30 protein-coding genes are annotated in these 24303 nt (G+C 43.7%); 29 read left to right on the top strand and 1 reads right to left on the bottom strand.

What is annotated here, in order from left to right; genetic code table 11:
- The first annotated feature begins 15 nt into the window (after window positions 1–15).
- The 5 genes from glpX (at window position 16) to ACZ5Q0_RS05025 (ending at window position 5895) form a co-directional block, all read left to right on the top strand.
- A complete protein-coding gene (gene glpX, locus ACZ5Q0_RS05045; RefSeq protein WP_446819054.1) occupies window positions 16–1002 on the top strand; it encodes a class II fructose-bisphosphatase in 987 nt (328 codons plus the stop codon).
- Window positions 1003–1284: 282 nt separating this feature from the next.
- The gene (rho, locus tag ACZ5Q0_RS05040; RefSeq protein ID WP_447182787.1) at window positions 1285–2559 is read left to right on the top strand and encodes a transcription termination factor Rho; all 1275 of its coding nucleotides are present in this window, start codon (window positions 1285–1287) and stop codon (window positions 2557–2559) included.
- A 98-nt stretch (window positions 2560–2657) separates the two neighbouring features.
- A complete protein-coding gene (locus tag ACZ5Q0_RS05035) occupies window positions 2658–3512 on the top strand; it encodes a peptidoglycan DD-metalloendopeptidase family protein (RefSeq protein WP_446819056.1) in 855 nt (284 codons plus the stop codon).
- A 129-nt stretch (window positions 3513–3641) separates the two neighbouring features.
- Window positions 3642–4901 (top strand): radical SAM family protein, encoded by a 1260-nt coding sequence (locus tag ACZ5Q0_RS05030; RefSeq protein ID WP_447182786.1) that lies wholly within the window; start codon window positions 3642–3644, stop codon window positions 4899–4901.
- 16 nt (window positions 4902–4917) lie between these two features.
- A complete protein-coding gene (locus ACZ5Q0_RS05025; RefSeq protein ID WP_447182785.1) occupies window positions 4918–5895 on the top strand; it encodes a 3'-5' exoribonuclease YhaM family protein in 978 nt (325 codons plus the stop codon).
- Between the two features lie 122 nt (window positions 5896–6017).
- Here ACZ5Q0_RS05025 and ACZ5Q0_RS05020 read toward each other — a convergent pair whose 3' ends face one another.
- Window positions 6018–6341 carry a YbjQ family protein gene (locus ACZ5Q0_RS05020; RefSeq protein ID WP_447182784.1) on the bottom strand — a complete coding sequence of 108 codons (324 nt, stop codon included), beginning with the start codon at window positions 6339–6341 and terminating at the stop codon, window positions 6018–6020.
- Window positions 6342–6471: 130 nt separating this feature from the next.
- Between ACZ5Q0_RS05020 and rpmE the strand changes: the two genes are divergently transcribed.
- The 24 genes from rpmE to murA all read left to right on the top strand — a co-directional run bounded on the left by rpmE (window position 6472) and on the right by murA (window position 24273).
- Window positions 6472–6675: a 50S ribosomal protein L31 gene (gene rpmE / locus ACZ5Q0_RS05015; RefSeq protein ID WP_446819060.1), complete on the top strand. Its 204-nt coding sequence runs from the start codon at window positions 6472–6474 to the stop codon at window positions 6673–6675.
- A 212-nt stretch (window positions 6676–6887) separates the two neighbouring features.
- On the top strand, window positions 6888–7817 hold the full coding sequence (locus ACZ5Q0_RS05010; RefSeq protein WP_447182783.1) for a DUF1385 domain-containing protein: 930 nt from the start codon (window positions 6888–6890) through the stop codon (window positions 7815–7817).
- A gap of 26 nt (window positions 7818–7843) precedes the next feature.
- On the top strand, window positions 7844–8911 hold the full coding sequence (gene prfA, locus ACZ5Q0_RS05005) for a peptide chain release factor 1 (RefSeq protein WP_446819062.1): 1068 nt from the start codon (window positions 7844–7846) through the stop codon (window positions 8909–8911).
- Window positions 8912–9760, top strand: coding sequence for a peptide chain release factor N(5)-glutamine methyltransferase (prmC, locus tag ACZ5Q0_RS05000; RefSeq protein WP_446819063.1), 849 nt, complete (start codon window positions 8912–8914; stop codon window positions 9758–9760).
- Window position 9761: 1 nt separating this feature from the next.
- Window positions 9762–10748: an L-threonylcarbamoyladenylate synthase gene (locus tag ACZ5Q0_RS04995; protein WP_447182782.1), complete on the top strand. Its 987-nt coding sequence runs from the start codon at window positions 9762–9764 to the stop codon at window positions 10746–10748.
- Window positions 10749–10771: 23 nt separating this feature from the next.
- Window positions 10772–11347: a manganese efflux pump MntP gene (locus ACZ5Q0_RS04990; RefSeq protein ID WP_447182781.1), complete on the top strand. Its 576-nt coding sequence runs from the start codon at window positions 10772–10774 to the stop codon at window positions 11345–11347.
- A gap of 13 nt (window positions 11348–11360) precedes the next feature.
- Window positions 11361–11828, top strand: coding sequence for a low molecular weight protein arginine phosphatase (locus ACZ5Q0_RS04985; RefSeq protein WP_446819066.1), 468 nt, complete (start codon window positions 11361–11363; stop codon window positions 11826–11828).
- A 10-nt stretch (window positions 11829–11838) separates the two neighbouring features.
- Entirely contained in the window at window positions 11839–12291 is a 453-nt protein-coding gene (rpiB, locus tag ACZ5Q0_RS04980) for a ribose 5-phosphate isomerase B (RefSeq protein ID WP_446819067.1), read from the top strand.
- 4 nt (window positions 12292–12295) lie between these two features.
- Complete coding sequence (locus ACZ5Q0_RS04975) at window positions 12296–13546, top strand: serine hydroxymethyltransferase (RefSeq protein ID WP_446819068.1); 1251 nt, start codon at window positions 12296–12298, stop codon at window positions 13544–13546.
- An 18-nt stretch (window positions 13547–13564) separates the two neighbouring features.
- Complete coding sequence (locus tag ACZ5Q0_RS04970) at window positions 13565–14023, top strand: deoxycytidylate deaminase (protein ID WP_446819069.1); 459 nt, start codon at window positions 13565–13567, stop codon at window positions 14021–14023.
- Between the two features lie 71 nt (window positions 14024–14094).
- Entirely contained in the window at window positions 14095–14409 is a 315-nt protein-coding gene (locus ACZ5Q0_RS04965) for a MazG-like family protein (protein ID WP_446819070.1), read from the top strand.
- A gap of 253 nt (window positions 14410–14662) precedes the next feature.
- On the top strand, window positions 14663–14917 hold the full coding sequence (locus ACZ5Q0_RS04960; RefSeq protein WP_446819071.1) for an AtpZ/AtpI family protein: 255 nt from the start codon (window positions 14663–14665) through the stop codon (window positions 14915–14917).
- A gap of 112 nt (window positions 14918–15029) precedes the next feature.
- Window positions 15030–15713 (top strand): F0F1 ATP synthase subunit A, encoded by a 684-nt coding sequence (gene atpB, locus ACZ5Q0_RS04955; RefSeq protein ID WP_446819072.1) that lies wholly within the window; start codon window positions 15030–15032, stop codon window positions 15711–15713.
- Between the two features lie 70 nt (window positions 15714–15783).
- The gene (gene atpE / locus ACZ5Q0_RS04950; protein ID WP_446819073.1) at window positions 15784–16002 is read left to right on the top strand and encodes an ATP synthase F0 subunit C; all 219 of its coding nucleotides are present in this window, start codon (window positions 15784–15786) and stop codon (window positions 16000–16002) included.
- Window positions 16003–16222: 220 nt separating this feature from the next.
- Entirely contained in the window at window positions 16223–16744 is a 522-nt protein-coding gene (gene atpF, locus ACZ5Q0_RS04945) for a F0F1 ATP synthase subunit B (protein WP_446819074.1), read from the top strand.
- Window positions 16738–17286: a F0F1 ATP synthase subunit delta gene (locus tag ACZ5Q0_RS04940; protein WP_446819075.1), complete on the top strand. Its 549-nt coding sequence runs from the start codon at window positions 16738–16740 to the stop codon at window positions 17284–17286. The genes atpF and ACZ5Q0_RS04940 overlap by 7 nt, the downstream gene beginning before the upstream one ends.
- Before the next feature lie 21 nt (window positions 17287–17307).
- Entirely contained in the window at window positions 17308–18822 is a 1515-nt protein-coding gene (atpA, locus tag ACZ5Q0_RS04935) for a F0F1 ATP synthase subunit alpha (protein ID WP_446819076.1), read from the top strand.
- 13 nt (window positions 18823–18835) lie between these two features.
- On the top strand, window positions 18836–19720 hold the full coding sequence (gene atpG, locus ACZ5Q0_RS04930) for an ATP synthase F1 subunit gamma (RefSeq protein ID WP_446819077.1): 885 nt from the start codon (window positions 18836–18838) through the stop codon (window positions 19718–19720).
- A gap of 3 nt (window positions 19721–19723) precedes the next feature.
- Window positions 19724–21130 (top strand): F0F1 ATP synthase subunit beta, encoded by a 1407-nt coding sequence (gene atpD, locus ACZ5Q0_RS04925; protein ID WP_446819078.1) that lies wholly within the window; start codon window positions 19724–19726, stop codon window positions 21128–21130.
- Between the two features lie 3 nt (window positions 21131–21133).
- Window positions 21134–21550, top strand: a complete 417-nt coding sequence (locus tag ACZ5Q0_RS04920) for a F0F1 ATP synthase subunit epsilon (protein ID WP_446819079.1) — start codon at window positions 21134–21136, stop codon at window positions 21548–21550.
- 94 nt (window positions 21551–21644) lie between these two features.
- Window positions 21645–21839 (top strand): hypothetical protein, encoded by a 195-nt coding sequence (locus ACZ5Q0_RS04915; protein WP_446819080.1) that lies wholly within the window; start codon window positions 21645–21647, stop codon window positions 21837–21839.
- Window positions 21840–21859: 20 nt separating this feature from the next.
- On the top strand, window positions 21860–22096 hold the full coding sequence (locus ACZ5Q0_RS04910; RefSeq protein ID WP_446819081.1) for a hypothetical protein: 237 nt from the start codon (window positions 21860–21862) through the stop codon (window positions 22094–22096).
- A gap of 175 nt (window positions 22097–22271) precedes the next feature.
- Window positions 22272–23012, top strand: a complete 741-nt coding sequence (locus tag ACZ5Q0_RS04905) for a YwmB family TATA-box binding protein (RefSeq protein WP_446819082.1) — start codon at window positions 22272–22274, stop codon at window positions 23010–23012.
- A gap of 13 nt (window positions 23013–23025) precedes the next feature.
- Window positions 23026–24273 (top strand): UDP-N-acetylglucosamine 1-carboxyvinyltransferase, encoded by a 1248-nt coding sequence (gene murA / locus ACZ5Q0_RS04900; RefSeq protein ID WP_446820806.1) that lies wholly within the window; start codon window positions 23026–23028, stop codon window positions 24271–24273.
- Window positions 24274–24303: the final 30 nt, after the last annotated feature.

The following is a 24303-nucleotide window of genomic DNA, read 5'->3' as shown; positions in this document are numbered from 1 at the left end:
GGGAGGATTTTAAAAATGGAAAGAGAATTAGCACTTGAATTTGCGAGGGTAACAGAAGCGGCTGCCCTCGCATCTGCACGTTGGGTAGGAAAAGGCGATAAAGAAGGAGCCGACGATGCCGCAGTAACTGCGATGCGGGTTATGTTTGATACTGTATCCGTAGATGGCACTGTAGTTATCGGAGAAGGGGAGATGGATGAGGCCCCTATGCTTTATATAGGTGAAAGAGTTGGTATAGGGGTGCCGCCGGAGGTGGATATTGCAGTTGATCCTTTGGAAGGGACTAATCTGGTTGCTAAAGGATTGAATGGAGCGATTGCTGTTCTAGCCGCATCTCCGAGGGGGTCTTTATTACATGCTCCTGATATGTACATGGATAAAATAGCAGTGGGGGCAGAATGTCGGGGTAGAGTACATCTAGAGGCGCCCGTTAAGGAAAATCTGCGACAGGTAGCTAAAGCTCTTGATAAATTAATCAGTGAAGTTACGGTAGTTATATTGGACCGTCCCCGCCACCAGCAGCTCATTGAGGAGGTTCGTCAGGCAGGAGCAAGAATAAAACTCATAACAGATGGTGATGTTTCTCCTGGAGTCGCTGCTGCCTACCAGGATTCTGGAGTGGATATACTTATGGGTATAGGTGGAGCACCGGAAGGTGTTATAACAGCTGCTGCCCTTAAATGCTTGGGGGGAGATTTTCAAGCCCGGTTATGGCCGGAAGATGATACTGAAATTGCCCGGTGTCATGAAATGGGTATCACCAATGTAAATAAGATTTTTACCATGGATGAATTAGCCAAGTCAGATGATGTTATTTTTGTAGCTACTGGAATTACTGATTCTTTCTTATTAAAGGGAGTTCGGTATTTTAAACGGCGTGCGGTTACTCAAACCTTGGTTATGCGTAGTACTTCCGGGACTATTCGCCATATAGAGGCTCATCATGACCTTGATAAAAAGCCTCTTTTTAAAGATCATCGTATTAAATTATTGGGGGAATAAAACAAATAAAGAAACAAAAATTTCTACCAATGGGATTAAGTTGTGCTTTATTCTGGTATAATAGAGTAAGAACCAGACTTGCTTACCCATTAACTACAACGTTCAATCCCTTCTGGGGAGCCTACCACAGGCAGTTTTCCTGCGATTGCAATCCACACTTAATCTTGCATCGAAGGTTTCCGGGAGTGCCAAAACAAAACATAAATATATAAGATAAATATTATTATGGTACCTGGAATCATACTGCATTGCGGATGATTTTGGAAGGAGGAAAAAGTCTATTTGAATATTTCTGAATTAGAGAATAAAACCATGATTGAATTATACCAGATAGCTCGAGATCTTAATCTTACCGGTTATTCTAAACTCCGTAAAAAGGAATTAGTTTTTGAGATAACTAAGGGACTTACCCAGGCTGATGAATTGTTACAAGCCCAGGGGGTTCTGGAAATAATGCCGGATGGTTATGGATTTTTAAGGCCTTTTGCCTACCTGCCCAGTCAGGAGGATATTTATGTATCCCCATCGCAGATACGAAAATTCGAATTGCGTACCGGAGATCGGGTGACCGGGCAGGTTCGTTCTCCTAAGGATAATGAACGCTTTTTTGCTCTGCTTAAGGTGGAAAATGTCAATGGTTTTCCACCGGATGATTCGGTTAAAAGAATCCATTTTGATGCATTAACACCCCTTTATCCTACCGAAAGATTAAATTTAGAGACTGATTCTCAGGAACTTTCCACTCGTATTATTGATCTGGTATCCCCTATTGGTAAAGGACAGCGTGGGCTAATCGTTGCTCCTCCTAAAGCTGGTAAAACTATTTTGCTTCAGAAAATTGCTCAGGGGATTACTGCCAACCATCCAGAAATGGAGGTTATCATTCTGCTGGTGGATGAAAGACCTGAAGAAGTTACTGATATGCAGCGTTCGGCCAAAGCGGAAGTAGTTGCCTCAACTTTTGATGAACCACCGGAAAATCATGTCAAGGTTACTGATATGGTTTTAGAGCGGGCCAAACGGCTGGTAGAACATAAGAAAGATGTCGTAATCCTGATGGATAGTGTTACGCGTCTGGCACGGGCTCATAACCTGGTAGTACCACCGAGTGGCCGTACCCTATCAGGGGGTATCGATCCGGCATCTCTCGACAAACCGAAACGTTTTTTTGGGGCAGCCCGCAACATAGAAGAAGGTGGAAGCCTGACCATCATAGCTACTGCTTTGGTGGAAACCGGATCAAGAGCGGATGAGGTCATCTTTGAGGAATTTAAAGGCCGCGGTAACATGGAACTGGTTCTGGACCGCAAGTTAGCGGAGAGGAGAATTTTCCCGGCTATTGATCTTAAACGTTCCGGGACCCGTAAGGAAGAATTGCTGTTAACCCGGGAAGAGCTGGATCTTAGTTGGAATCTACGTAATACCTTCAGCGATTATGCGCCGGTAGAGACTATGCAGATGATGATCGATACCATGAAAAAGACCAAGTCTAACAAGGATCTGGTTCGAGCGGCACCGCTGGTATACGGCAAATCTAACGGGTTGCGTACAGTTTAACCAACATTATGAATAAACTGAATAAATTATGTGAAAAATAAGGGTCAACAGGCCCTTGTTTTTTTTGGTGCCTGCCATAAAAGTGAGGTGGAATAAGAGTGCGTTATAAATGGATAGGCTCCCTAATGTTGTGCATTTTTTTTCTGGGAGCATCCATCCATCCGGCCCAGGCAGCTTTAAGCAAAGGTAAATTTGTACCCACCTGCCGGGTGCAAAGCATTGTCACCGATAGTAAGATCAAATACTACCAGGTAAGGCAAGGAGATACCCTATGGGATATATCCAGAACTTACAACATTGATATGGAAACAGTTTTAGCTGTAAATGATCTGGGGAAAAATTCAGTTTTAAGTGTTGGGCAAACTTTGAAAATTCCCTATAGTCGTTCGCGCATTCATATTATTCGCGGTGGAGAAACCATGTGGGAGATTGCGAACCGTTATGATGTGAGTGTGGAGCAATTGCAAAGAATGAACCAGGGAAAAAGCCCGCCTAATCTTACAATTGGGGATAAATTAATCATTCCAGATAGCACTTTGGCGATGGCTATTACTACCAGCTCCCGGGGAATATCTTTGGGAGGAGGTATGTTCACTTGGCCGGTGATAGGAGCAATTACCTCCTATTATGGCTGGCGTAAGTCGGGTTTTCATCATGGCTTAGATATAGCCGCTAAACTTGGTGACCCTATTAAGGCCTGTGCATCCGGTAAAGTTATTTTTGCAGGTGACAAACCAGTCTATGGTAAAATGGTAATCATTGAGCATCCGGATGGTAAACAAACTATATATGCCCATGCTCAAAAGATTCTGGTTAACCAGGGACAATCGGTAAAAAGGGGACAAGTTATTGCTACTGTAGGTACTACCGGTAGAACTACCGGACCTCACCTGCACCTGGAAGTTAAAATAGGTGATAAAAATTATAATCCACTCAATTTTTTAAGGAGCTAAGTTTACTCCTTTATCGTAATTCTGGGGTTAGATTTTAGCTGAATTATAAGTCCTCTTTATAAAGAGGACTTTTTTTATTGAGCGACATGAGCTAGTCTAATAAGTAGTAATTAAAAAAAGGATGAAGTTATGTTTCTTACGCTTTATGCTAATGAACAGGATCAGATGTTTGAGCATCCCGGGATATTTATGTTGGGGAGAACGGGCTCTGACTGGGTGGAACCGGAAGATAAGGAAATGGTTCCCCTGCCTAAAGGGGCTTCACTCGTTAAAGTACCTAACCATCTACCGGTAGGTATAGGAAATAATGGTCAGCCAGCCTATTTTAGCGAGGACCCTTTTAACCCGGGACAAAAAGCTTCTGCGGTAGCAGCCTTGTTACCACAAGGTTATACTCGTACGCTTTTGCCGGCCTGTGTTGGTAAGGATGGTAGTGAGCTTCCTTTGCTGGGATATGCTGCTGTAGGACTAAAAGGTGATCAGGTTTATGTTGCGGCCCTGCAAAGTGATGAGCACCGTAAATGGCATCCTGTATATTATAATACTAGTGGGTTGCCCTCCCGAATTACTCGGATGTTAAACAAATATCCGGACAACCGTATTTTACGGCAATTAGCCCAATGTTCATTGAAGTACAGTTGCTTTACGGCCCAGAATATTTTCTACCAGCGCTGGGAGGGAGGGATTCCTACCATGCCTGTTTGTAATGCTGGCTGTATTGGCTGTATTTCAGAAAATCATACCGGGGTAGATTCACCGCAACAGCGTCTCTCTTTTAAACCGGACATAGAGGAGATAGCAGAGTTAGGTCTGGAACACCTGGAGCATGCCCGGGAAGCCATAATCAGCTTTGGACAAGGTTGTGAAGGTGAACCTTCTCTTAATAGTGATAACCTATCCCAGGCGATAAAGATAATCCGCTCTAGGACCTCCCGTGGTACTATAAATATAAATACTAATGCGGGATTTACCCGGGGAATAGTTCAGCTGTGTGACAGTGGATTAGATTCTATGAGAGTTACCGTATTTTCTTTTCAGGAAGAAAACTATCTGAAATATCATCGTCCCCGGGGATATTCCTTTGCCAATGTAGAAGAATCAATTCGGTATGCCAGGGAAAAAGGGGTACAAATAGCCATAAATCTGTTGATCTTCCCGGGTTTTACCGACCGGGAAGATGAGGTGGAAGCCTTATTAAAATTTATAGATAAAAACCCGGTGCATATGATTCAAATGAGAAACCTTAACATTGACCCTGATACTATTAGCAGGATATTTGGTAACCATTCCAAAACCTTAGGTATAGTTGATTTTATCCATGTACTAAAACAAGAAATACCCGGGGTAAAGTTAGGATCATATACTCACCCGATAAGAACTGATGAATAAGGAGTGAGAGAGGAATTTGGAAAGAAAAGGGCCTTTTACAGTTAAAGAGTTAAAATCTCTTTCGCCGGGTACCCAGTTGTGGGGTAAATACCTGGTAGTAGATAAAGTGCAAAGAAAAACTAAAGATGGACGGGAGGTCATTCATCTTAAAGTCGGAGATCAGTCCGGGGATATCGACACTATTGTCTGGGATAATTGTGTTGTTAATGGAGTCATTGAAACAGGATTAGTAATTGGCTTACTAGGAGATATGGGGACTTATAATAACCGTTTGCAAATTACTGCTAAGCGGATAAAAATCCTCCAGGAAGATGTTACCGATTATCTGAAAAAACCTGATATAGGAATTGATAACCTGATAGAGCAGTTTGAAGTAACTCTAGAGGAAATTAAGGATCCTTATATGAAAAAACTACTTAATCGTATTTTTAATCCGGATATGCGGGCCCGGTTTTATAAGGCGACTGCTGCTAAAAAGATTCACCATAATTATGTGGGAGGTTTATTGGAACATACCATGTCCGTGGTGCGTTTATGCCGGCAGGCAGCCCTTAATTATCCTATAGTAAATAAAGATCTTTTACTGACCGGGGCTATTCTGCATGATTTAGGAAAAATAGAAGAATATAGTGTTAAAGTAGTACCGGAATATACGATGACTGGTAAGATGATGGGGCATATAGTCCTGGGAGTAGAGAAAGTAGGGAGCGAGATTAAAATAATCCGCTCTGAGGAAGGATATTTTCCAGAGGAATTGGAGCTAATGATCAAACATATGATTTTAAGCCATCACGGTAGCCTGGAGTTCGGATCTCCGGTAATACCTTTGTTCCCGGAGGCCTTTCTCTTACACATGATGGATAATCTGGACGCCAAAATGTTTATTTTCTGCAACAAAATAGAAGATGATGACAGCGGTGATCCCCTGTTTACTAATTATGATAGCTTCTTTGGCCAGCAGTTTTTTAAATATCGATATCCTGGGCAGGAATAGGATGCGCTCGGGAATGGATGCTGTAAGAATGGGGATTTAAAGCGGATCTGATTTTATTAGGATAAGCGGGCGGGCATAGCTTAATGTTTAAAGAAACCTCATAAGGTATGCCCGCCTAGTTATTAAGTTTCTTTTTCCAATTTGACAGCAGTACCATAGGCCATAAATTCTGATGCCCCAGTCATAATCTGGGAGCTTACGAAACGGGTGGCAACTACAGCATCAGCCTCCATCTTCTCTGCTTGCTCGATCAGGCGGCTTAAAGCATCCTCCCGAGACTCTTCTAAAAGCTGGCTATAACCTTGTAGTTCACCTCCTACTAGTGACTTTAAAGCCGCACCGATGTCTTTGCCCAGGTGTTTGGCCCTAATACAACTTCCCCGGGCCAAACCCAACACTTTAGTAATACGATAGCCGGTAACAGTTTCCGTAGTAACCACGATCATGTGTAGATACCTCCTTACTATTGCTTGTCATTTAAATGAATCCCTGATATAATATTTTTTGCAGTTTGTATAATAAGAAAAGTATATAGCCAGCCAGTACAGGTGTACAATTAAAGAGAGGTGAGATACTGTGAAGGCCAAAATTCATCCTTCCTACCACCGTACCGTAGCCAGATGTGCCTGCGGCAACGAGATTGAGGTAGGTTCAACTAAAGAGAACATAAAGGTGGAACTTTGTTCCAAGTGCCATCCCTTTTATACCGGTAATAAATCGCGGATTGTTGATACTACCGGTAGAGTTGATAGATTTAAGAAGAAGTACGGGTTGGATTAGTTTAGTAATAGCAGGGCATGGTCTCTGCTATTTTTCTTAGTATATAGGAATATGCACTGGGATATTCTTAAACTATAATCAGCAAAGCTATATAGGGAACCATTGAAATGAGTGTTTGTAATTGGGTATAAGCCAGGCAGCCCTACAGGTCCGGTTTGGCCGAAGTTCGCCTGGCTATTTTAATTTTACCCGGGCTAAAAGTAGGTGAAAATATGAGTAACCGACCTCAATATGGAGGAATGGCAGTTATCGAAGGGGTTATGATGCGTGGCCCTAAAGAGACAGCGGTTGCGGTTCGAAAAAGTGATGGGACTATCGCTTTGGAGAAGGAGCCGGTTAGTGATCTGCCCCAGCGTTATAGATTTCTAAAGTGGCCTTTTGCCAGGGGAACTTATATGTTAATAGAATCTCTAGTAGTCGGCATGCGTATGCTTAATAAATCTGCCAATATGTCTATGGACGAAGAAGATGAAGAGCTAAGTACTGGAGAAATAGTGTTTACGGGATTGCTGGCTTTTGCCTTGGCGATGCTTTTGTTTGTCGTTCTTCCTACGGCGGCTGTTCATTATACCCGGCAATGGTGGGGCAACGTATTGATGCAGAATCTGGTAGAGGGTATCTTAAGGATCTCCTTTTTTCTTCTTTATGTTTATGTTATTTCTCGCCTGGATGAAATAGATCGGGTATTTATGTACCATGGAGCCGAGCATAAGGCTATTTTTACCCAGGAAGCCGGGGAAGAACTGACGGTGGAGAATGCCCGTAAATATACTACTCTTCATCCTCGCTGTGGAACAAGTTTTCTTCTTATAGTCATGGTGGTTTCTATCCTGGTTTTTGCTTTATTAGGTGATGGAACTTTATTTTACCGGGTATGGTCCCGTTTAGCAGTATTTCCGGTGGTAGCGGGGCTAGGTTACGAATTTATAAAGTTTTCCGGTAAGTATTATCATAATCGCTGGGCTCGATTAGTTATAGCTCCTGGATTGGGATTGCAAAAACTTACTACCCGGGAACCAGATGATGAGCAGTTAGAGGTAGCCCTGGCAGCCCTCCGGGCAGTGCTGGAAGTGTCTGCCCCGGTTTCCGTTACAGGTGATGAAGAAGAGGATTCCCAGTTGGGATGGGCAGGGGCCCGGTAGGTTAGACTCGAGGAGGAAAAATAGTCGTGCTGGAAAAGCTAGAAAGTCTAGAAGAAAAATATAATGAATTAAATGTGTTATTAAGCCAACCTGAAGTTATAGCAGATCAGAGCAGGTTTCAAAAGTATGCTAAAACCCACGCGGATTTAACTGATGTTGTTACTGGTTATCGGGAGTACAAATCAGTGCTGGAACAGATAAAAGATTCCCAGGAGATGTTGCAAGAAGAAGAGGACACCGAGTTTTTACAGATGCTGGAAGAGGAGCTTGAGCAGTTACAAGGTAAGAAATCTGAACTGGAACAGAATTTGCAAATACTTTTACTGCCTAAAGACCCCAATGATGAAAAAAGCGTTATTATGGAAATACGTGCCGGCACCGGGGGAGATGAGGCCGCCCTGTTTGCAGGCGACTTGTTCCGTATGTATACACGTTATGCTGAGGAACAGGGGTGGAAAATAGATATTATGGATTCTCATTATACCGATATTGGTGGTATAAAGGAGATTATATTTGTGGTAGATGGGCAGGGAGCCTACAGCAAACTTAAATATGAATCAGGTGTTCATCGGGTGCAGCGTGTACCTACTACTGAGTCTGGAGGGAGAATACACACCTCGGCAGCTACGGTGGCAGTTTTGCCAGAGGCGGAAGAGGTAGAAGTAGCAATCGACCCTAATGATTTGCGTATAGATGTTTATTGTTCCAGTGGTCCGGGTGGACAGTCGGTAAATACCACTCAATCAGCGGTACGTGTTACCCATGTTCCTACCGGTTTGGTGGTTACCTGTCAGGATGAAAAGTCGCAGCACAAAAATAAGGCTAAGGCTTTAAGGGTGCTGAGAGCTCGTTTAAAGGAAATTATAGAAGAGGAAAAAAATGCCGAGATGGCTGGTACTCGCAAAAATCAAGTGGGTAGCGGTGACCGTAGCGAAAGAATTCGTACCTATAACTTTCCTCAGGGACGGGTCAGTGACCACCGGATTAATTTAACCCTTCATAAGTTGGATTATATTCTGGAAGGTCAACTGGGTGAACTGATTGATGCATTAATTGCTTACGATCAGGCAGAACGCTTGAAACAGGTGGATTAAGTGCAGGAATGGAGAATTAAAGATATTTTAGGGTGGACTACCCGGTTTTTTGCTGAAAAAGGTATTGATAGTGCTCGCCTGGAGGCCGAGGTATTACTAGCCCGTGTTCTGCATAAGAACCGGGTTTATTTATATGCTAATTATGATGCCCCAGTTAATCGAGATGAGCGTAAAAAATATCGTGAAGCTATAAAAAGAAGGATTAAGGGTGAGCCATTAGCTTATATTGTGGGCTGCCGTGAGTTCATGTCACTCGAGTTTGAAGTTACTCCAGCGGTACTTATTCCCCGGCCGGAAACTGAACTGCTGGTTGAAACAGCCCTGGAAATACTACAGGACCAAGAAAATACAGTAATCGGCGATGTGGGTACTGGTTCAGGAGCTATTGGAGTCAGCGTGGCCTGGTATAAACCGGATGCCAGGGTTTATGCGACTGATATTTCTAATCAGGCTCTGGCAGTAGCGCGGCGTAATGCAGACCGGCATGGAGTGAAGATCGAGTTTGCGGAGGGTTATCTTATGGATCCCTGGCCAAACCATGTAATGGCGGATATGATCATAGCCAACCTTCCCTATATTGGAAGTGATGAGTATAATAATTTAGCTCCAGGAGTCAAAGAATTTGAACCCCGGCAGGCACTTTTAGTACCTGGAGATGGATTAGACTTATATCGGCAGCTTATTCCCCAGGTCCGGCAGATTTTAAAGGGTGGGGGACATCTATTATTTGAGATAGGGTTTAACCAGGGACCTGCGGCAGCCGCTTTAATGGAAGGGTTTGATGAGGTAGAAACAGTAAAGGATCTGGCCGGGCATGACCGGGTAATTAAGGGAAGAAAGGTTGGATAGTTTGCAAACACGTTACTTTAAAGTTGATCCGGATAAGCCGCAGCCCGATATTATCGCCCAAGCTACCGAAATTATTCGGGCAGGGGAATTGGTGGCGTTTCCTACTGAGACAGTTTATGGACTAGGTGCTAACGCCTTTTCTTCCCCAGCAGTAGAAAAGATATACCTGGCTAAAAACCGTCCGCCTATTAACCCGCTTTTAATACATGTCAGCAATCTTAAACAGGTAGAAAGGCTGGTAGAAACTATACCGGATGTTGCCCGGGAACTTATGCAGCGCTTTTGGCCGGGGCCGCTTTCCCTTGTCCTGCCGGCTCTATCCGCAGTACCAGATATTGTTCGGGCCGGCAGCCCGGGAGTAGGGCTAAGGATGCCTTCCCATCCTGTAGCATTGGCTTTGATTGACCAGGCTGGTCCAATAGCTGCCCCTAGTGCTAATCTATCAGGACGGCCTAGCCCGGTAACTGGTGAGCATGTGCGTAATGATCTGGATGGTCGTATTGCTGCTGTACTTGATGCCGGGCCGACTGGCCTGGGAATCGAGTCTACGGTACTGGATTTGACTGGGTTTTCACCGGCAATCATCCGCCGGGGTAGTATTCCATTATCAGATCTGGAGTCAATATTAGGCCAGGAGATAGAGGAGAAATCCTCCTCTGGACAGGAAATTCCCCATTACCAGACTACTACCCAGGTAGTCATGGCCGACAATATGGATCAAATGCAAGCCTATGTTAGTAAGTACCGGGCGCTGGGTAAAAAGATCGGGGTAGTACATAATTCACTATGTCCTCAACATACAATAAACCATACTGATCAGGAATATTATTTAGATTTAGAAACAGGTGGGACTCTATTTTACTCCATCCTTAGGGATGCTGAAAAGCGTGGCATCAGTATATTGATATTTGCTCCTTTATCCTGCCAGGCAGGGGGAATAATAGATACTTTGCTAGACCGAATTAAAAAGGCGGGCCGTTTTAAATAAATAGAGAGGAATATATTGATTAAATGCTTGAACAGTATTTGACAATTGTTCTGGTAGCCATTGTCCTGGGGTTGGATGCATTTTCGTTGTCTATGGGAATGGGCCTTAGAGGGGTTACCAGCAGTTATGGAATAAAGTTTACAGGAATTGTGGGGCTATTGCATGTTCTTATGCCCCTTCTAGGTCTTAAGCTAGGCATGGCGGTAGGGAAAATCCTGGGAGTATGGGCCGGGCGAGTAGGTGCGGTGGTACTGGCTTATATTGCAGTAGATCTTCTGATTAAAGGGTACCGGGAAACAAGAACGACTACTTATCGATTAAGTGAAAAAAAAGCGATTATTTCCGTTCCGGCTGCTGATTGGTGGAGTATATTAGTATTAGCTGTTTCAGTAAGTATAGATGCCTTGACAGTCGGTTTCGGTTTAGGTACCTTAAGAGTGCCCATATTGATTACAGTTATACTTATGGGTACTACTGCTGGTACCATGACATGGTTAGGTTTTCTGGGAGGACGTATTTTTAGCCGCATGATAGGAAGCTATGCTCAGATGGCGGGCGGAATTGTCCTCCTGGCATTGGCAGTAAAACTAGTGGTTTAGGGAGGAATGCCACTTGGTAAAAAGGCTGCTTTTTATCTGTACCGGCAATACTTGCCGAAGTCCGATGGCACAGGCTATACTAGCCAGTATTCTAGGTCATAATAATTCCAATATAATAATCGAATCAGCCGGATTGTTTGCTACCAATGGAATGCCGGCTACGCCGGAAGCAATTGCAGTTATGGGAGACTTTGGAATTGATCTTTCCGGGCACCGATCCCGTCAGGTTACCGGCGAAATGGTCCAGCAAGCTGATCTGGTTTTGACTATGACCGGTACCCAATGTGATTGGCTGGTTGATATGTATCCTCAGGCAGAGGGAAAAACTTTTACCATTAGTGAGTATTTGGGAGAAGAAGGTGATTTAAACGATCCCTTTGGACAAGGGGGACAAGTTTACCGCGAAAGTGCTAATCAAATCAGGAAATTACTTAACCAACTGGCTGTTCTATTGAGGCATCCAGAGGGGAATAAACCATAGAGGTGAAATCATGAAAGTCGTTATTGGTTGTGATCATGCCGGTTTTGAACTAAAAAGAACCATAATAAATAGTTTAGCTGAAGATGGTTATGATGTAATCGATTGTGGGACCTATAGTAGTGATTCAGTTGATTATCCTGATATTGCTGAAAAAGTAGCGGCAGAAGTCCTTACTCATAAGATACCAGGTATTATAATATGTGGTACCGGTATAGGTATTTCTATAGCCGCCAATAAGATGCATGGAATAAGAGCAGCACTATGTGAAAACATATATACGGCCAGATTAGCTCGTGAACATAACGATGCGAATGTAGTAGCTTTAGGAGCCCGGGTAGTTGGCGCAGGGGTAGCAGTTGAAATAGTGAAAACATTTTTGAGCACTGATTTCCAGGCGGGTCGTCATCTCAGACGGGTAGATAAAATAACTAGTTTAGAAAAAAAGTATCTAGGGAGGAATTAAACAGGTGGATTATATTGAACAATATGTTAGGCCTATTGATCCTGAAGTAGCAGATGCCATAACTGCAGAAGAAAAACGCCAAAATGATAAGCTGGAATTGATTGCCTCCGAAAATTTTGTATCCCGGGCGGTTATGGCTGCCCAGGGTGGGGTGATGACTAATAAATATGCAGAAGGGTATCCCAACAAACGTTATTACGGTGGTTGTGAACATGTGGATGTGGTAGAGGAGTTAGCCCGGGAACGGGCCAGGAAAATATTCAAAGCTGAGCATGTAAATGTTCAGCCTCATTCCGGAGCCCAGGCTAATACTGCAGTTTACTTCGCCTCTGTAAATCCTGGAGATACTATTTTGGGGATGAACCTAAATCATGGAGGGCACCTGACTCACGGTAGCCGGGTCAACTTATCAGGAAAATATTTCAACTTTGCCGATTATGGTGTTGATCCTGAAACTGAACGTATTGATTATGATCAGGTAAGGGAAATTGCTCTTAAGGTGCGCCCTAAATTAATTGTGGCCGGGGCCAGTGCTTATCCCCGGGTAATAGACTACCAAAGGTTTAGGGAAATAGCTGATGAAGTAGGGGCCTACCTGTTTGTAGATATGGCTCATGTGGCGGGTCTGGTAGCCGCTGGTTTACATCCTAGCCCGATTCCTTATGCCCATTTTGTAACTACGACTACCCATAAGACATTACGGGGTCCCCGGGGAGGAATGATTCTTTGCAGCCGGGAATGGGCTACTAAGATTGATAAGGCAGTCTTTCCTGGTATTCAGGGTGGACCATTAATGCATGTAATTGCTGCTAAGGCAGTTTGTTTCAAAGAAGCCCTAACCGAAGAATTCGGTCAGTATCAAAAGGCTATAATCAATAATGCGGCTGCTTTGGCTAGTACCTTGGTGGACAATGGTTTACGTCTGGTATCAGGGGGAACGGACAACCATATGATGCTGGTTGATGTGCGTCCCAAGGGTTTAACCGGCCAGCAAGCAGAAGAAATCTTAGAATCGGTAAACATTACAGTAAACAAGAATGCCATTCCTTTTGATCCGGAAAAACCCACCATAACTAGTGGAATCAGATTAGGTACTCCGGCACTTACTACCCGGGGTATGGGAGTCCAGGACATGGTACAGGTTGGACAGGCTATCGCCCTAGCTCTTAGTAACCCTACTGATGAGACCAAACTAAGTCAAGCTCGTGAAATAGTAGCGGGATTATGTGCTAAACATCCGCTTTATGGCATATAGGTAAAAAGAGGAATCAATATGAAAGAGGTAAGACCCGAATGGGATGATTATTTTTTAGAGATAGCAGATCTGGTGGCTACCCGCTCTACCTGCATAAGGAGGCATGTGGGGGCCATTTTAGTGAAAGATCGTAGAATAATCGCCACCGGGTACAATGGTTCTCCCCGGGGGTTAAAACACTGTTATGAAACCGGGTGCCTGCGCGAAGAACAGGCTATTCCCTCGGGGCACCGTTATGAACTATGCCGGGGGGTACATGCGGAACAGAATGCGATTATAAACGCGGCCTATTATGGTGTATCAACGGAAGGAACCGAGATATATTGCACTAACCAGCCCTGCATAATTTGTGCCCGGATGATTATAAATGCGGGTATCATCAGGGTCATTCATCGGGGGAACTTCAGAGATGATATCGCTCTTAAGCTGTTGCAAGAGGCGGGCATCAAGATCGATTTGGTAAAAAAACTTAGCTAGGTATAGGCAGGGAATTCAAATTATCGTGTCGAATGAGAATCTAATATCAGACTAGATATGGAGAGAGTAGCATGCAAGCCAAAACCCTTTCACTGCCCAGGTTAAATCAGCTGAGTCCGACTATGGAATCAACCGCCTTAAAACTAATGGAGGAAGCTGGTGAACTTGCCCAGGCAATAGGAAAATACCGGGGGTTAAGTGGGGAACGTGTAAATATGGATGAAGATACTGTAATCCTGGAAATCGCCCGGGAATTATTAGATGTGGCTCAGACAGCAGTGACCATGATGTTTGTAATGCAAGAACAACATGGTATCAATATTGAAGATATGTTACATGATCATTGGACTAAATTGGAACGGAAAGGTTATATCTCAGCTGAGTAGTGGTTGCTTCGACAAAATTAATTAAAAATTAACAAAAAACTAAAAAGGATTTGTTTTCAAAAACGTCGAAATACATATACTTATATGAAAAAGACAAGTGATTAATTGTTTGATTTGGTTATCCCATTAAAGGGCCAGTGATGTCGATAAAAAAAATTTATACCCCATAGTTTTTTTAAAAGGATTTTGCCTATTTATGACGAATAGAGAATTAGGGGAGGGTAGCAATTAAAAGCTACAAAGGTGTGAGTGGATGGCCCGAAAGAACCAAAATTGGGTAAGAGCCCTTAGCGATGCCATAAATTTAGCCACGACCGTAGCCGCAGCAGTAGCGTTAGGGTATTTTGGAGGTCGGTGGTTGGATGGCAGGTTTGGCACGGAACCATGGCTAACCGTAGTCGGATTTCTGCTGGGTGTAGCTACTGGGATTAAATCAATGTGGGACAAAGCTATAGGACGTTCCAAACCGGTGGGTAAGGAGAGGGACTCTGCCGGAAAGGACCAGTAATCTTTTCGTTACTTAACCAGTTTTTTAAGCTGGTTAAAGGTTTGCACCGACTCTGGGATAGAGTCTTGGGATCGGTACCGACAATCAAATAGGAAGGGGGGGAGAAAGAGTTATGATCTTTGGAATGTGGGATAGTGTCTATTTTCATCTCGGGCCAATTCCCGTTGACCATCTAATCGTCACCGAATGGGTAATTATAGGGTTAATAGGGATCGTAGCATATTTTGCCACCCGGAACATGCAATTAGTTCCGCGGGGGCTTCAGAATGCTTTTGAAGCAATTATATTGTGGACCTACGATTTCTTTACACAGCTAATGGATAAAGAACACGTCGCTAAAAAGTGGGCACCTTTGCTTACTGCTTTCTTTTTATTTATCCTACTTAGCAATTACAGCGGTCTCATCCCCGGGTCTGCTAGAATTGCTGGCTTCCAACCGCCTACCAGTAACTGGAATATCACGATGACTTTAGCATTAATAACATTCTTTTCTGTACATGTTGCCGGCTTATCGGAACATGGTGGTCGTTATTTTAGGCATTTCGTGAGTCCCAGTCCTGCAATGTTACCATTAAATCTGGTCGAAGAGGTAGCCCATCCGTTGTCTCTTACCGTCCGTCTTTTCGGTAACATCTTTGGTGAGGAAATGGTTATTGCCTTCCTGTTGTTTATGGCACCGTTCCTGATTCCTTCAGCAATTATGGGTTTGAGTTTATTGCTGGGAGCGATTCAGGCGATAGTGTTTACTATTTTATCAGCTAGCTACATAGCAGCTGCTACTGGCGAGGGTCATTAAAATTAAAATATATTTTTTGGCTCTAAAAGATTTTTTAACATTCTAGAGCATGAAGAAAGGAGGGAAAAAGATGGGCGTAGCATTAGGTGCTGGTCTAGCTGTATCAATCGCCGGTATTGGCGGTGGTATAGGAATGGGTGTTGCTGGAGGTAAGGCTTTTGAAGCTATTGCCAGACAACCCGAAGTTGGAGGGGATGTTAGAACCCTTCTCTTCATAACTCTGGCTTTTATTGAAACCCTGACGATTTATGGTCTATTGATAGCCTTTATGTTGGTAGGTAAAATCTAATAAACCAGTTATACAGGAAAACAGATTTGTGGGCGGTAGGGCATAGGTCTATTCGGAACAAAGTATATAGCTCATGCCGCCCCCAATACTATCTGCTTGAGAGATTGGAGGTAGCACATCCGTGTTTAAAAGCAAACGGTTTTATTTATCGGTTTCTTTTTTGACCACGATTCTAGTTTTAGGATTTGCAACCTTCTGTATGGCGTCAGGCGGGGGCAATATGCCGATTGATCAACCGGCCGGGGCAACGCCCCGTTTTGGCAACCTGTATGCTATCGGTTGGACGGCGGTTAACTTTTTTGTCCTGCTGGCACTTCTCTACAAATTTGCCTTTAATCCCATAAACGCTATGTTGGAGCAACGTACTACTACTATTGAAAGCTCCTTAAAGCATGCTGAGGAAGTAAAGGTAGAAGTGGAGCAGATGCGGAAGGAAGCGCAGACCAATCTATTAGAATCACGTAAGGAAGCCCAGGAAATTGTTAGTCGCGCTACAAAAGCTGCCGAGGATGCAAAAACTGAAATTGTGGCCAAAGCTCAAGAGGAATCTAAGAACATAAAAGAAAAAGCCAATGCTGAAATAAAGGCGGCTACTGAACAAGCTAAGATGGAACTTAAAGATACTGCTGCTACTCTTGCTATTATGGCGGCTGAAAAGGTTCTGGGCAGAGCGATTAACGAAGATGACCATAAGAAAATGGTGAAAGACTTTGTTAACGAGGCGGGCGATCTATTATGTTAAACACAAGCGTCGCTAGGCGTTATGCGGAAGCATTTTTTAGTATTGCCCAGGAGCAGAAAAAAGTTGATGAGTTTCAGCAGGAGCTGGAGAAGATTGTCCAGATCATCAAGGAAACAGAAAATCTGGAAGCATATTTTGCTCATCTTCTGATTCCACCTAAAGAGAAGAAGGATATTGCCACCAAAATCTTCGCTAAGCACATTTCACAGCTTACTATGAATTTCCTTCTTATGATAATCGATAAGAGACGTGAAACGTATATTTCTATGATTGCTGATGAGTACAAAAACATGGCTGATGAGTCTAGAAACATTGCTAAAGCAGATTTAATATCAGCCCATGACGTACCAGAGGCGGAAGTAAAAGCCCTTGCTGAAAAACTTTCTGCATCTTCGGGCAAGACGGTACATTTAAAGGTTAAGGTAGACCCATCGCTTATTGGCGGGGTGAAGATAAGGTTGGGTGACCAGATCATAGATGGTACCGTTGCTAAAAAGCTGGAAATGCTAAGGGAAAACCTCATGCAAGCAAAGATAAGTTAATCGATAGGGGTGAGCACATAAATGAGTATTAGACCGGAAGAGATTAGCGCAATACTAAAGGAACAGATTGAGCGCTACCAATCCGAGGTCGAGGTCAGCAATGTGGGCTCTGTCATCTACGTTGGCGACGGTATTGCTCGTGTGTATGGATTACAGGGCGCCATGGCAGGCGAATTGCTGGAATTTACTGGAGGAACCTACGGAATGGTTCTCAACCTGGAAGAAGATAACGTAGGTGCGGTTCTGTTAGGTAGCTATGAACACATTAAAGAGGGCGATGTTGTAAAAGCTACCGGAAGAATCATGGAAGTCCCGGTGGGAAAAGCGATGCTGGGGCGGGTTGTTAATGCTCTGGGTCAACCGATCGATGGTAAAGGGCCCATTGCCACTGATAGCTATCGTCCAGTCGAACGTGTTGCACCAGGTGTTGTTACACGTTCTCCAGTTGACACGCCTATGCAGACTGGATTAAAAGCTATTGACTCCATGGTCCCCATAGGACGTGGACAGCGGGAACTGATCATCGGTGACCGTCAGACAGGTAAAACGGCGATCGCCATTGATGCTATCATAAACCAGCGGGAAAAGAAAGACATGATCTGTATTTATGTTGCAGTTGGGCAAAAGCAGTCTTCAATTGCTGCCATCGTGGCCAAACTAGAAGAAATGGGGGCCATGGATTATACCATTATTGTAGCAGCAACTGCTTCCGAACCAGCTCCATTACTTTACCTAGCACCCTATTCTGGTGTTGCTATGGCGGAAGAATTTATGGAAACCGATAAAGAAGATGTGCTGATAATTTATGATGACCTTTCTAAGCATGCGGTAGCTTATCGTGAGATGTCCCTGCTGCTGCGGCGTCCACCCGGACGTGAAGCCTATCCAGGCGATGTTTTCTATTTACATTCCCGTTTGCTGGAAAGAGCATGTAAACTTAGTGATGCCTATGGTGGAGGATCTATAACAGCTCTGCCTATAATTGAGACCCAGGCAGGTGACGTTTCTGCATATATCCCCACCAATGTTATATCGATCACGGATGGACAGATATACCTGGAAACTGACCTATTCTATGCTGGTCAGCGTCCTGCTATTAATGCCGGGCTTTCCGTAAGCCGAGTAGGGGGTGCTGCTCAGACGAAGGCCATGAAATCCGTTGCTGGGCAGTTGAGACTCGACCTGGCCCAGTATCGTGAACTAGCAGCCTTTGCCCAATTCGGATCTGATCTGGATAAGGCTACTCTGGCACGGTTAACTCGCGGTGAACGTGTTACCGAAATCCTAAAGCAGAACCAGTATCAGCCTATGTCTACGGAAGAACAGGTTGTATCCATTTATGCTGGAGTTAACGGCTATCTGGACGATCTACCCAAAGATAAGGTACTTGAATTTGAGATCGATTTCCTAAAGTTTATGCGGAGCAATTATGGGGACGTTTTAAGTGCTATTAAAGGAACTGGAAAAATTGAGGATGCTACCGAGGAAAAACTCCAGAAGGCAATTGCTGAGTTTAAATCCACTTTTTCGGTTTAGGTGGTGATTAAACATGGCAGGAGCAGGTGTAAGAGAATTTAAACGCAGGATACGAAGTGTAGCTAGTACTCAACAGATTACCAAAGCAATGAAGATGGTAGCAGCTGCTAAACTGAGACGTGCTCAGGAGAGTGCTGAAGCTTCACGACCCTATACCCAGACCCTGCAAGATACCTTGGCTCGTTTAGCAGCCGTATCGTTTGATGTAAAACATCCGCTGCTTGAGAAGCGAGAAGAAGTGCGCAAAGTGGGATATATTGTAGTTACCGCTGATCGAGGTCTATGTGGTGCTTTCAATACCAATATCATCCGTGCCACTTCGGAAGCCATTGAAGCAGATGAGCGTAATGTCGATCACGGCATTATAGCTGTAGGACGTAAGGGACGTGACTTCTTCCGCAAACGCGAGAAGATAGATGCGGAATTCATTAACCTGGGTGATAATATTAGTTATGCAGATGCCCGCGAAGTCGGTCAATATATAATGAATGCTTATGAAAACAAGGAAGTAGACGAAGTTTACCTGGTTTACGGGAAGTTTATCAACGTGTTAAGGCAAATTCCGACGATAACAAAGATCCTTCCGTTGGATCCTCCGAAAAAGGAAGAAGCGACCGAAGAACGCAATGTCGACTATATTTACGAACCGAGCGCTGATGATATTCTGTTAACCTTGCTACCTAAATATATTGGTAGCCAGGTATATAATGCTCTGTTAGAGAGTAAGGCCAGTGAGCACGGTGCTCGAATGACCGCCATGGGCAATGCCACTGAGAATGCATCTGAGATTATCAACAGCCTGACCCTGGAAATGAACAAAGTCAGGCAGGCAGCCATCACGGATGAGATTCTGGATATAGTTGGCGGTGCTGAAGCTCTTAATAAAGGAGGAAAGTAGACGATGGCGAATGTGACATATGGAGAGGTAACTCAGGTTATCGGAGCGGTCGTCGACATCCGCTTCAAACCCGGTGAGTTGCCGGATCTAATGAATGCTATTACTATAAAAGCAGAAGAGCAGGACCTTTTTGTTACTCTTGAAGCTATGCAGTTACTGGGAAACGATACGGTTCGTTGTGTTGCCCTGCAGCCTACCGACGGTATCATGAGAGGTATGAAAGCGACCAATACGGGTGATGCTATTAAAGTCCCGGTTGGTGAAGGCTGCCTGGGGCGTATCATCAATGTGTTGGGCCAGCCAGTTGACGAAGCCGGGCCTGTAGAAGCTTCCGATTATTGGCCCATCCACCGCGATCCGCCTGCCCTGGTAGACCAACTGCCGGCTACCCAGCAGTTGGAAACCGGAATAAAGGTTACCGACTTAATTTGCCCTTATGCTAAGGGGGGGAAAATCGGCCTGTTTGGCGGAGCGGGAGTCGGTAAGACAGTTATAATCCAGGAACTTATACGTAATATTGCTTATGAGCATGGTGGCTATTCGGTGTTTACCGGTGTTGGAGAAAGAACTCGTGAAGGTAACGACCTCTGGGGTGAAATGACTGAATCAGGTGTTATTGAAAAGTGTGCACTGATTTTCGGTCAGATGAATGAACCACCTGGAGCCCGGTTGCGGGTTGGTCTTACCGGACTAACCGTGGCTGAGTACTTCCGTGATTTCTCTGGACTAGATGTTCTTATCTTTATTGATAATATCTTTAGATTTGCCCAGGCCGGTAACGAAGTGTCGGCTCTGCTGGGTCGTATGCCTTCTGCGGTTGGTTACCAGCCCACCTTGGCCACTGACATGGGACTCTTGCAGGAGCGGATCACCACTACTAGAAAAGGATCAATTACTTCTGCCCAGGCAGTATATGTCCCGGCTGACGACTTGACTGACCCGGCACCGGCTACTACTTTTGCCCATTTGGATGCTACTACGGTATTAGCCCGTTCTATTGCTGAGCTGGGTATATACCCGGCTGTGGACCCGTTGGATTCTACTTCAAGAATCCTTGATCCACAAATCCTGGGCGATAAGCATTATTATACTGCCCGTGGGGTACAGCAGATTTTACAGAGGTACAAGGAACTGCAGGATATTATTGCTATACTGGGTATGGATGAGCTTTCCGATGAGGATAAGCTAATCGTTGCCCGGGCAAGAAAGATTCAGCGCTTCTTATCTCAGCCGTTCCACGTAGCCGAGCAGTTCACCGGACAGCCCGGAATGTACGTACCGATTGCGGAAACGGTTGACTCCTTTGCTCAAGTTCTGGAAGGTAAGCACGATAATATTACTGAGGCTGCCTTCTTAATGGTAGGTAATATTGATACCGCCATCGCCAAAGCAAAGAGACTGGAGGCGTAGTATATGGCAGAAAACACCTTCATGCTAGAGATAGTAACCCCTGAACAGATTTTATTTAAGAATGAAGTTCAGTTCCTGGTTGCTCCCGCTGTCGAAGGTGAATTGGGTGTTATGAGGAATCACGCACCAATAGTTGCAGCTTTGAAGATCGGAGTTTTGCGCTATAAAGATGCCACAGGCACCCAGCAAAAAATAGCTATAAGTGGCGGTTTTATGGAGGTAGTCGATAACAAAGCACGTGTTTTGGCGGAAACAGCCGAACATGGGCATGAGGTCGATGTCCTTCGGGCCAGAGCAGCTGCGGACCGGGCAAAACAAAGACTAAATATGCGTGATGAGAATATTAACTACGCCCGGGCTCAACTTTCTATGCAACGTGCCATGGCTAGGCTAAAGGCAGCGGAGGCCAAAGTAGACTAGGGATAAGCCGACAAAGCCGGGAGGGAAAACCTTCCGGCTTTGGAATCTTATAAGGGTATATTAGATAAAGCACGCGACTGATGAGGATTTGTAGATGGATAATATGTTAAAAACACTTATTATTATTACCTTGATCTATTATCTAATAAAAGGCCTTATATATCTGATGTTCTGGCAAACTACGGTTAGAATAGAGGAAAAGGCTAAAGAAAAGAAACGTAGGGAAAAAGAAAAAGAAAAGCTAGCTGATGAAATATGGGAAACTGAGCGTGATCGTGAAAAAGATTGAGTCTACTGGGAGGAAGTTAAGTGAAGAGTGCTTTTCTGATTCTAATCGGCGTTGTTTTAGTTATAACTATAGTGTTTGGAATTCTGATTTGGAGACAATCTATTCGTTTTGAAAAGAAGGCGCTAGAATTAAAGAAACGTAAAGAGGAGTATCTATCCAGATTGGAACAACAGGAAATGGCTGTAAATAGTCAAGAAAAAAAGGCCCTACCCATAACTAACTTACCGGATGATAATCAATCATCAACATCACAGTAATGAAAACCTGACAATGGTCGGGTTTTTTCGCTTGTAAGTTTTATATCTTTTATTTATCATTGTAAACTGGTTTTTTAAAATCATCGAGTTTAACTTTTAAATTAATCTTCCCGGCGAATAATTGCTTGCCGGTTGGGCAAGAATTTTGATACGCATACCGGGGAGGTTAATATTCATGAAAAAAGGACTAGTTTATTTATTAATGTTTGCTTTTTTATGCGGGTTATGTACGTACGGCATAGATTATACGGTGGGGAAACAGATTGAAAATCGTTCTCCATATTACCTATCTTTTGCATCTATCGGTGCAATTTCACTCGAATCACGAATGGATAGCTGGGCAAAGCTAAGAACAAGTTCCTCCCGAGAAGAACTGGTAGATTATATGTATAATGTTACTAGAACACTTGGTTTACCTAATGATGCACAAAATTATCAATACCAGACTGGTCCCCAAAGCCTGCAAATACAATATGAAGTAAGGCAAGATTTGTATAATTACTGTATAACTTTAATATCCAATTATGAAGAGAATCAAACCTATTTAGTAGTTGAAGTTATAACTAGCGAACCAAACGTCAATTTAGAAGCAATAGCAGCTAAGCTAGAACAAATTATAGGGTTAAAATGGACCAGTTATTATCTTTATACAGGAACCTTGGAACAGGTGGTTAATGAATCTAACCATTTAGAACTATTAGATGTGCTTATGAAAAACATGGATGCCAGGATGGTGGAAAATTTTCATGATAATAGGTCTAGTAGTGCCACTGGTTACAGTCGCAATCTTAAAGTACCGGCCATAGTAACTGGTACAGGAAAGAAATACAATATACAAGTTGCACTACGTAGTATTCCTGCTGAGAAAAAAACTTATGTTTATATCGGGACCCCCTTAATAATAGGGAATTATTAAAGGAGGTGATGGAATAGATTTGGAAGTAATCGTTGAGGGAAAAAACCGCCTTAAAGGTGAAGTTAAGGTTAGTTCTTCAAAAAATTCTATATTACCAATTCTGGCAGCATCTTTACTGGGGGAAGGGACTAGAGTTATTACGAATATCCCCTTGATAAAAGATGTGGAAGTAATTAGCAGGTTAATTAAGGCCTTGGGAATAAAAGTAACTTACGAGGATAATAGTCTAAAATTTGCAGGAGTAGTAAGTGAACAACACCCTCCCTATGAACTGGTACGACAGATACGGGCCTCATTTTTAGTTATGGGACCATTATTAGCCCGCCAAGGAATGGTCAGGTTAGCATTACCAGGTGGATGTGCGATTGGTACCCGGCCTATTGACCTTCATTTAAAGGGATTTCAGGCTCTAGGAGCCAGCATCAATTTATCCGGCGGTGATGTGATAGCCAGGGCCGACAAACTGACTGGTAACCATGTTTATCTAGATTATCCCAGTGTGGGGGCTACTGAAAATATAATTATGGCAGCAGCCTTGGCTGATGGAACTACTTATATTGAAAACGCTGCTTTAGAACCGGAAATAGTTGATTTGGCCTGCTTTATAAATAGTATGGGGGGTAAAATCAGTGGGGCAGGTAGTAATGTCATTAAGATTGAGGGAGTAAAAGAGCTGGGATCATGTCATTATTCGCCCATTCCTGATCGTATTGAAGCAGGTACCTATATGGTAGCGGCTGCAGCCACCGGGGGTGATGTACTCATAAAGAATGTTATTCCAGAACATCTAAAAGCTATCACTGCAAAATTAACCGAAAGCAATACCCAGGTTCTGGAAGAGGATAATCAAGTACGGGTTTCCAGAAAAGATGAAATACGTCCCGTTTATATAAAAACCTTACCATATCCCGGTTTTCCTACTGATATGCAAGCGCAGTTTATGGCATATTTGAGCCGGGCGGATGGGAGCAGCGTAATTACTGAATCAGTTTTTGAAAATCGATTTATGCATGTAGCTGAGCTTTTACGTATGGGTGCTAAAATAAAAACTGAGGGACGAACAGCAGTTATAAAGGGTAATAATGAATTAACCGGTACAACAGTTAAAGCAACTGATCTTAGAGCTGGAGCGGCCCTTTTAATAGCGGGGCTAACTGCCCGTGGTTCAACCAAAATATTGAATAGTGAGCATATTGATCGAGGCTATGAAAACATTGTTGATAAACTAAAAGGATTAGGAGCTACCATTACCCGCCATTAAAAAACATGGTATTTGACATGAATACCATGT

Source organism: Syntrophomonas erecta subsp. sporosyntropha (genome assembly GCF_055395365.1).
This window is presented reverse-complemented; position numbering and strand designations above follow the sequence as displayed.

Coding starts and splice junctions, on each gene's coding strand:
- glpX (WP_446819054.1), top strand. CDS start 16: ATGGAAAGAGAATTAGCACTTGAATTTGCGAGGGTAACAGAAGCGGCT.
- ACZ5Q0_RS05030 (WP_447182786.1), top strand. CDS start 3,642: ATGTTTCTTACGCTTTATGCTAATGAACAGGATCAGATGTTTGAGCAT.
- ACZ5Q0_RS05020 (WP_447182784.1), bottom strand. CDS start 6,341: ATGATCGTGGTTACTACGGAAACTGTTACCGGCTATCGTATTACTAAA.
- ACZ5Q0_RS05010 (WP_447182783.1), top strand. CDS start 6,888: ATGAGTAACCGACCTCAATATGGAGGAATGGCAGTTATCGAAGGGGTT.
- ACZ5Q0_RS04990 (WP_447182781.1), top strand. CDS start 10,772: ATGCTTGAACAGTATTTGACAATTGTTCTGGTAGCCATTGTCCTGGGG.
- rpiB (WP_446819067.1), top strand. CDS start 11,839: ATGAAAGTCGTTATTGGTTGTGATCATGCCGGTTTTGAACTAAAAAGA.
- ACZ5Q0_RS04970 (WP_446819069.1), top strand. CDS start 13,565: ATGAAAGAGGTAAGACCCGAATGGGATGATTATTTTTTAGAGATAGCA.
- ACZ5Q0_RS04965 (WP_446819070.1), top strand. CDS start 14,095: ATGCAAGCCAAAACCCTTTCACTGCCCAGGTTAAATCAGCTGAGTCCG.
- ACZ5Q0_RS04960 (WP_446819071.1), top strand. CDS start 14,663: ATGGCCCGAAAGAACCAAAATTGGGTAAGAGCCCTTAGCGATGCCATA.
- atpB (WP_446819072.1), top strand. CDS start 15,030: ATGATCTTTGGAATGTGGGATAGTGTCTATTTTCATCTCGGGCCAATT.
- atpE (WP_446819073.1), top strand. CDS start 15,784: ATGGGCGTAGCATTAGGTGCTGGTCTAGCTGTATCAATCGCCGGTATT.
- atpF (WP_446819074.1), top strand. CDS start 16,223: ATGCCGATTGATCAACCGGCCGGGGCAACGCCCCGTTTTGGCAACCTG.
- ACZ5Q0_RS04940 (WP_446819075.1), top strand. CDS start 16,738: ATGTTAAACACAAGCGTCGCTAGGCGTTATGCGGAAGCATTTTTTAGT.
- atpA (WP_446819076.1), top strand. CDS start 17,308: ATGAGTATTAGACCGGAAGAGATTAGCGCAATACTAAAGGAACAGATT.
- atpG (WP_446819077.1), top strand. CDS start 18,836: ATGGCAGGAGCAGGTGTAAGAGAATTTAAACGCAGGATACGAAGTGTA.
- atpD (WP_446819078.1), top strand. CDS start 19,724: ATGGCGAATGTGACATATGGAGAGGTAACTCAGGTTATCGGAGCGGTC.
- ACZ5Q0_RS04920 (WP_446819079.1), top strand. CDS start 21,134: ATGGCAGAAAACACCTTCATGCTAGAGATAGTAACCCCTGAACAGATT.
- ACZ5Q0_RS04915 (WP_446819080.1), top strand. CDS start 21,645: ATGGATAATATGTTAAAAACACTTATTATTATTACCTTGATCTATTAT.
- ACZ5Q0_RS04905 (WP_446819082.1), top strand. CDS start 22,272: ATGAAAAAAGGACTAGTTTATTTATTAATGTTTGCTTTTTTATGCGGG.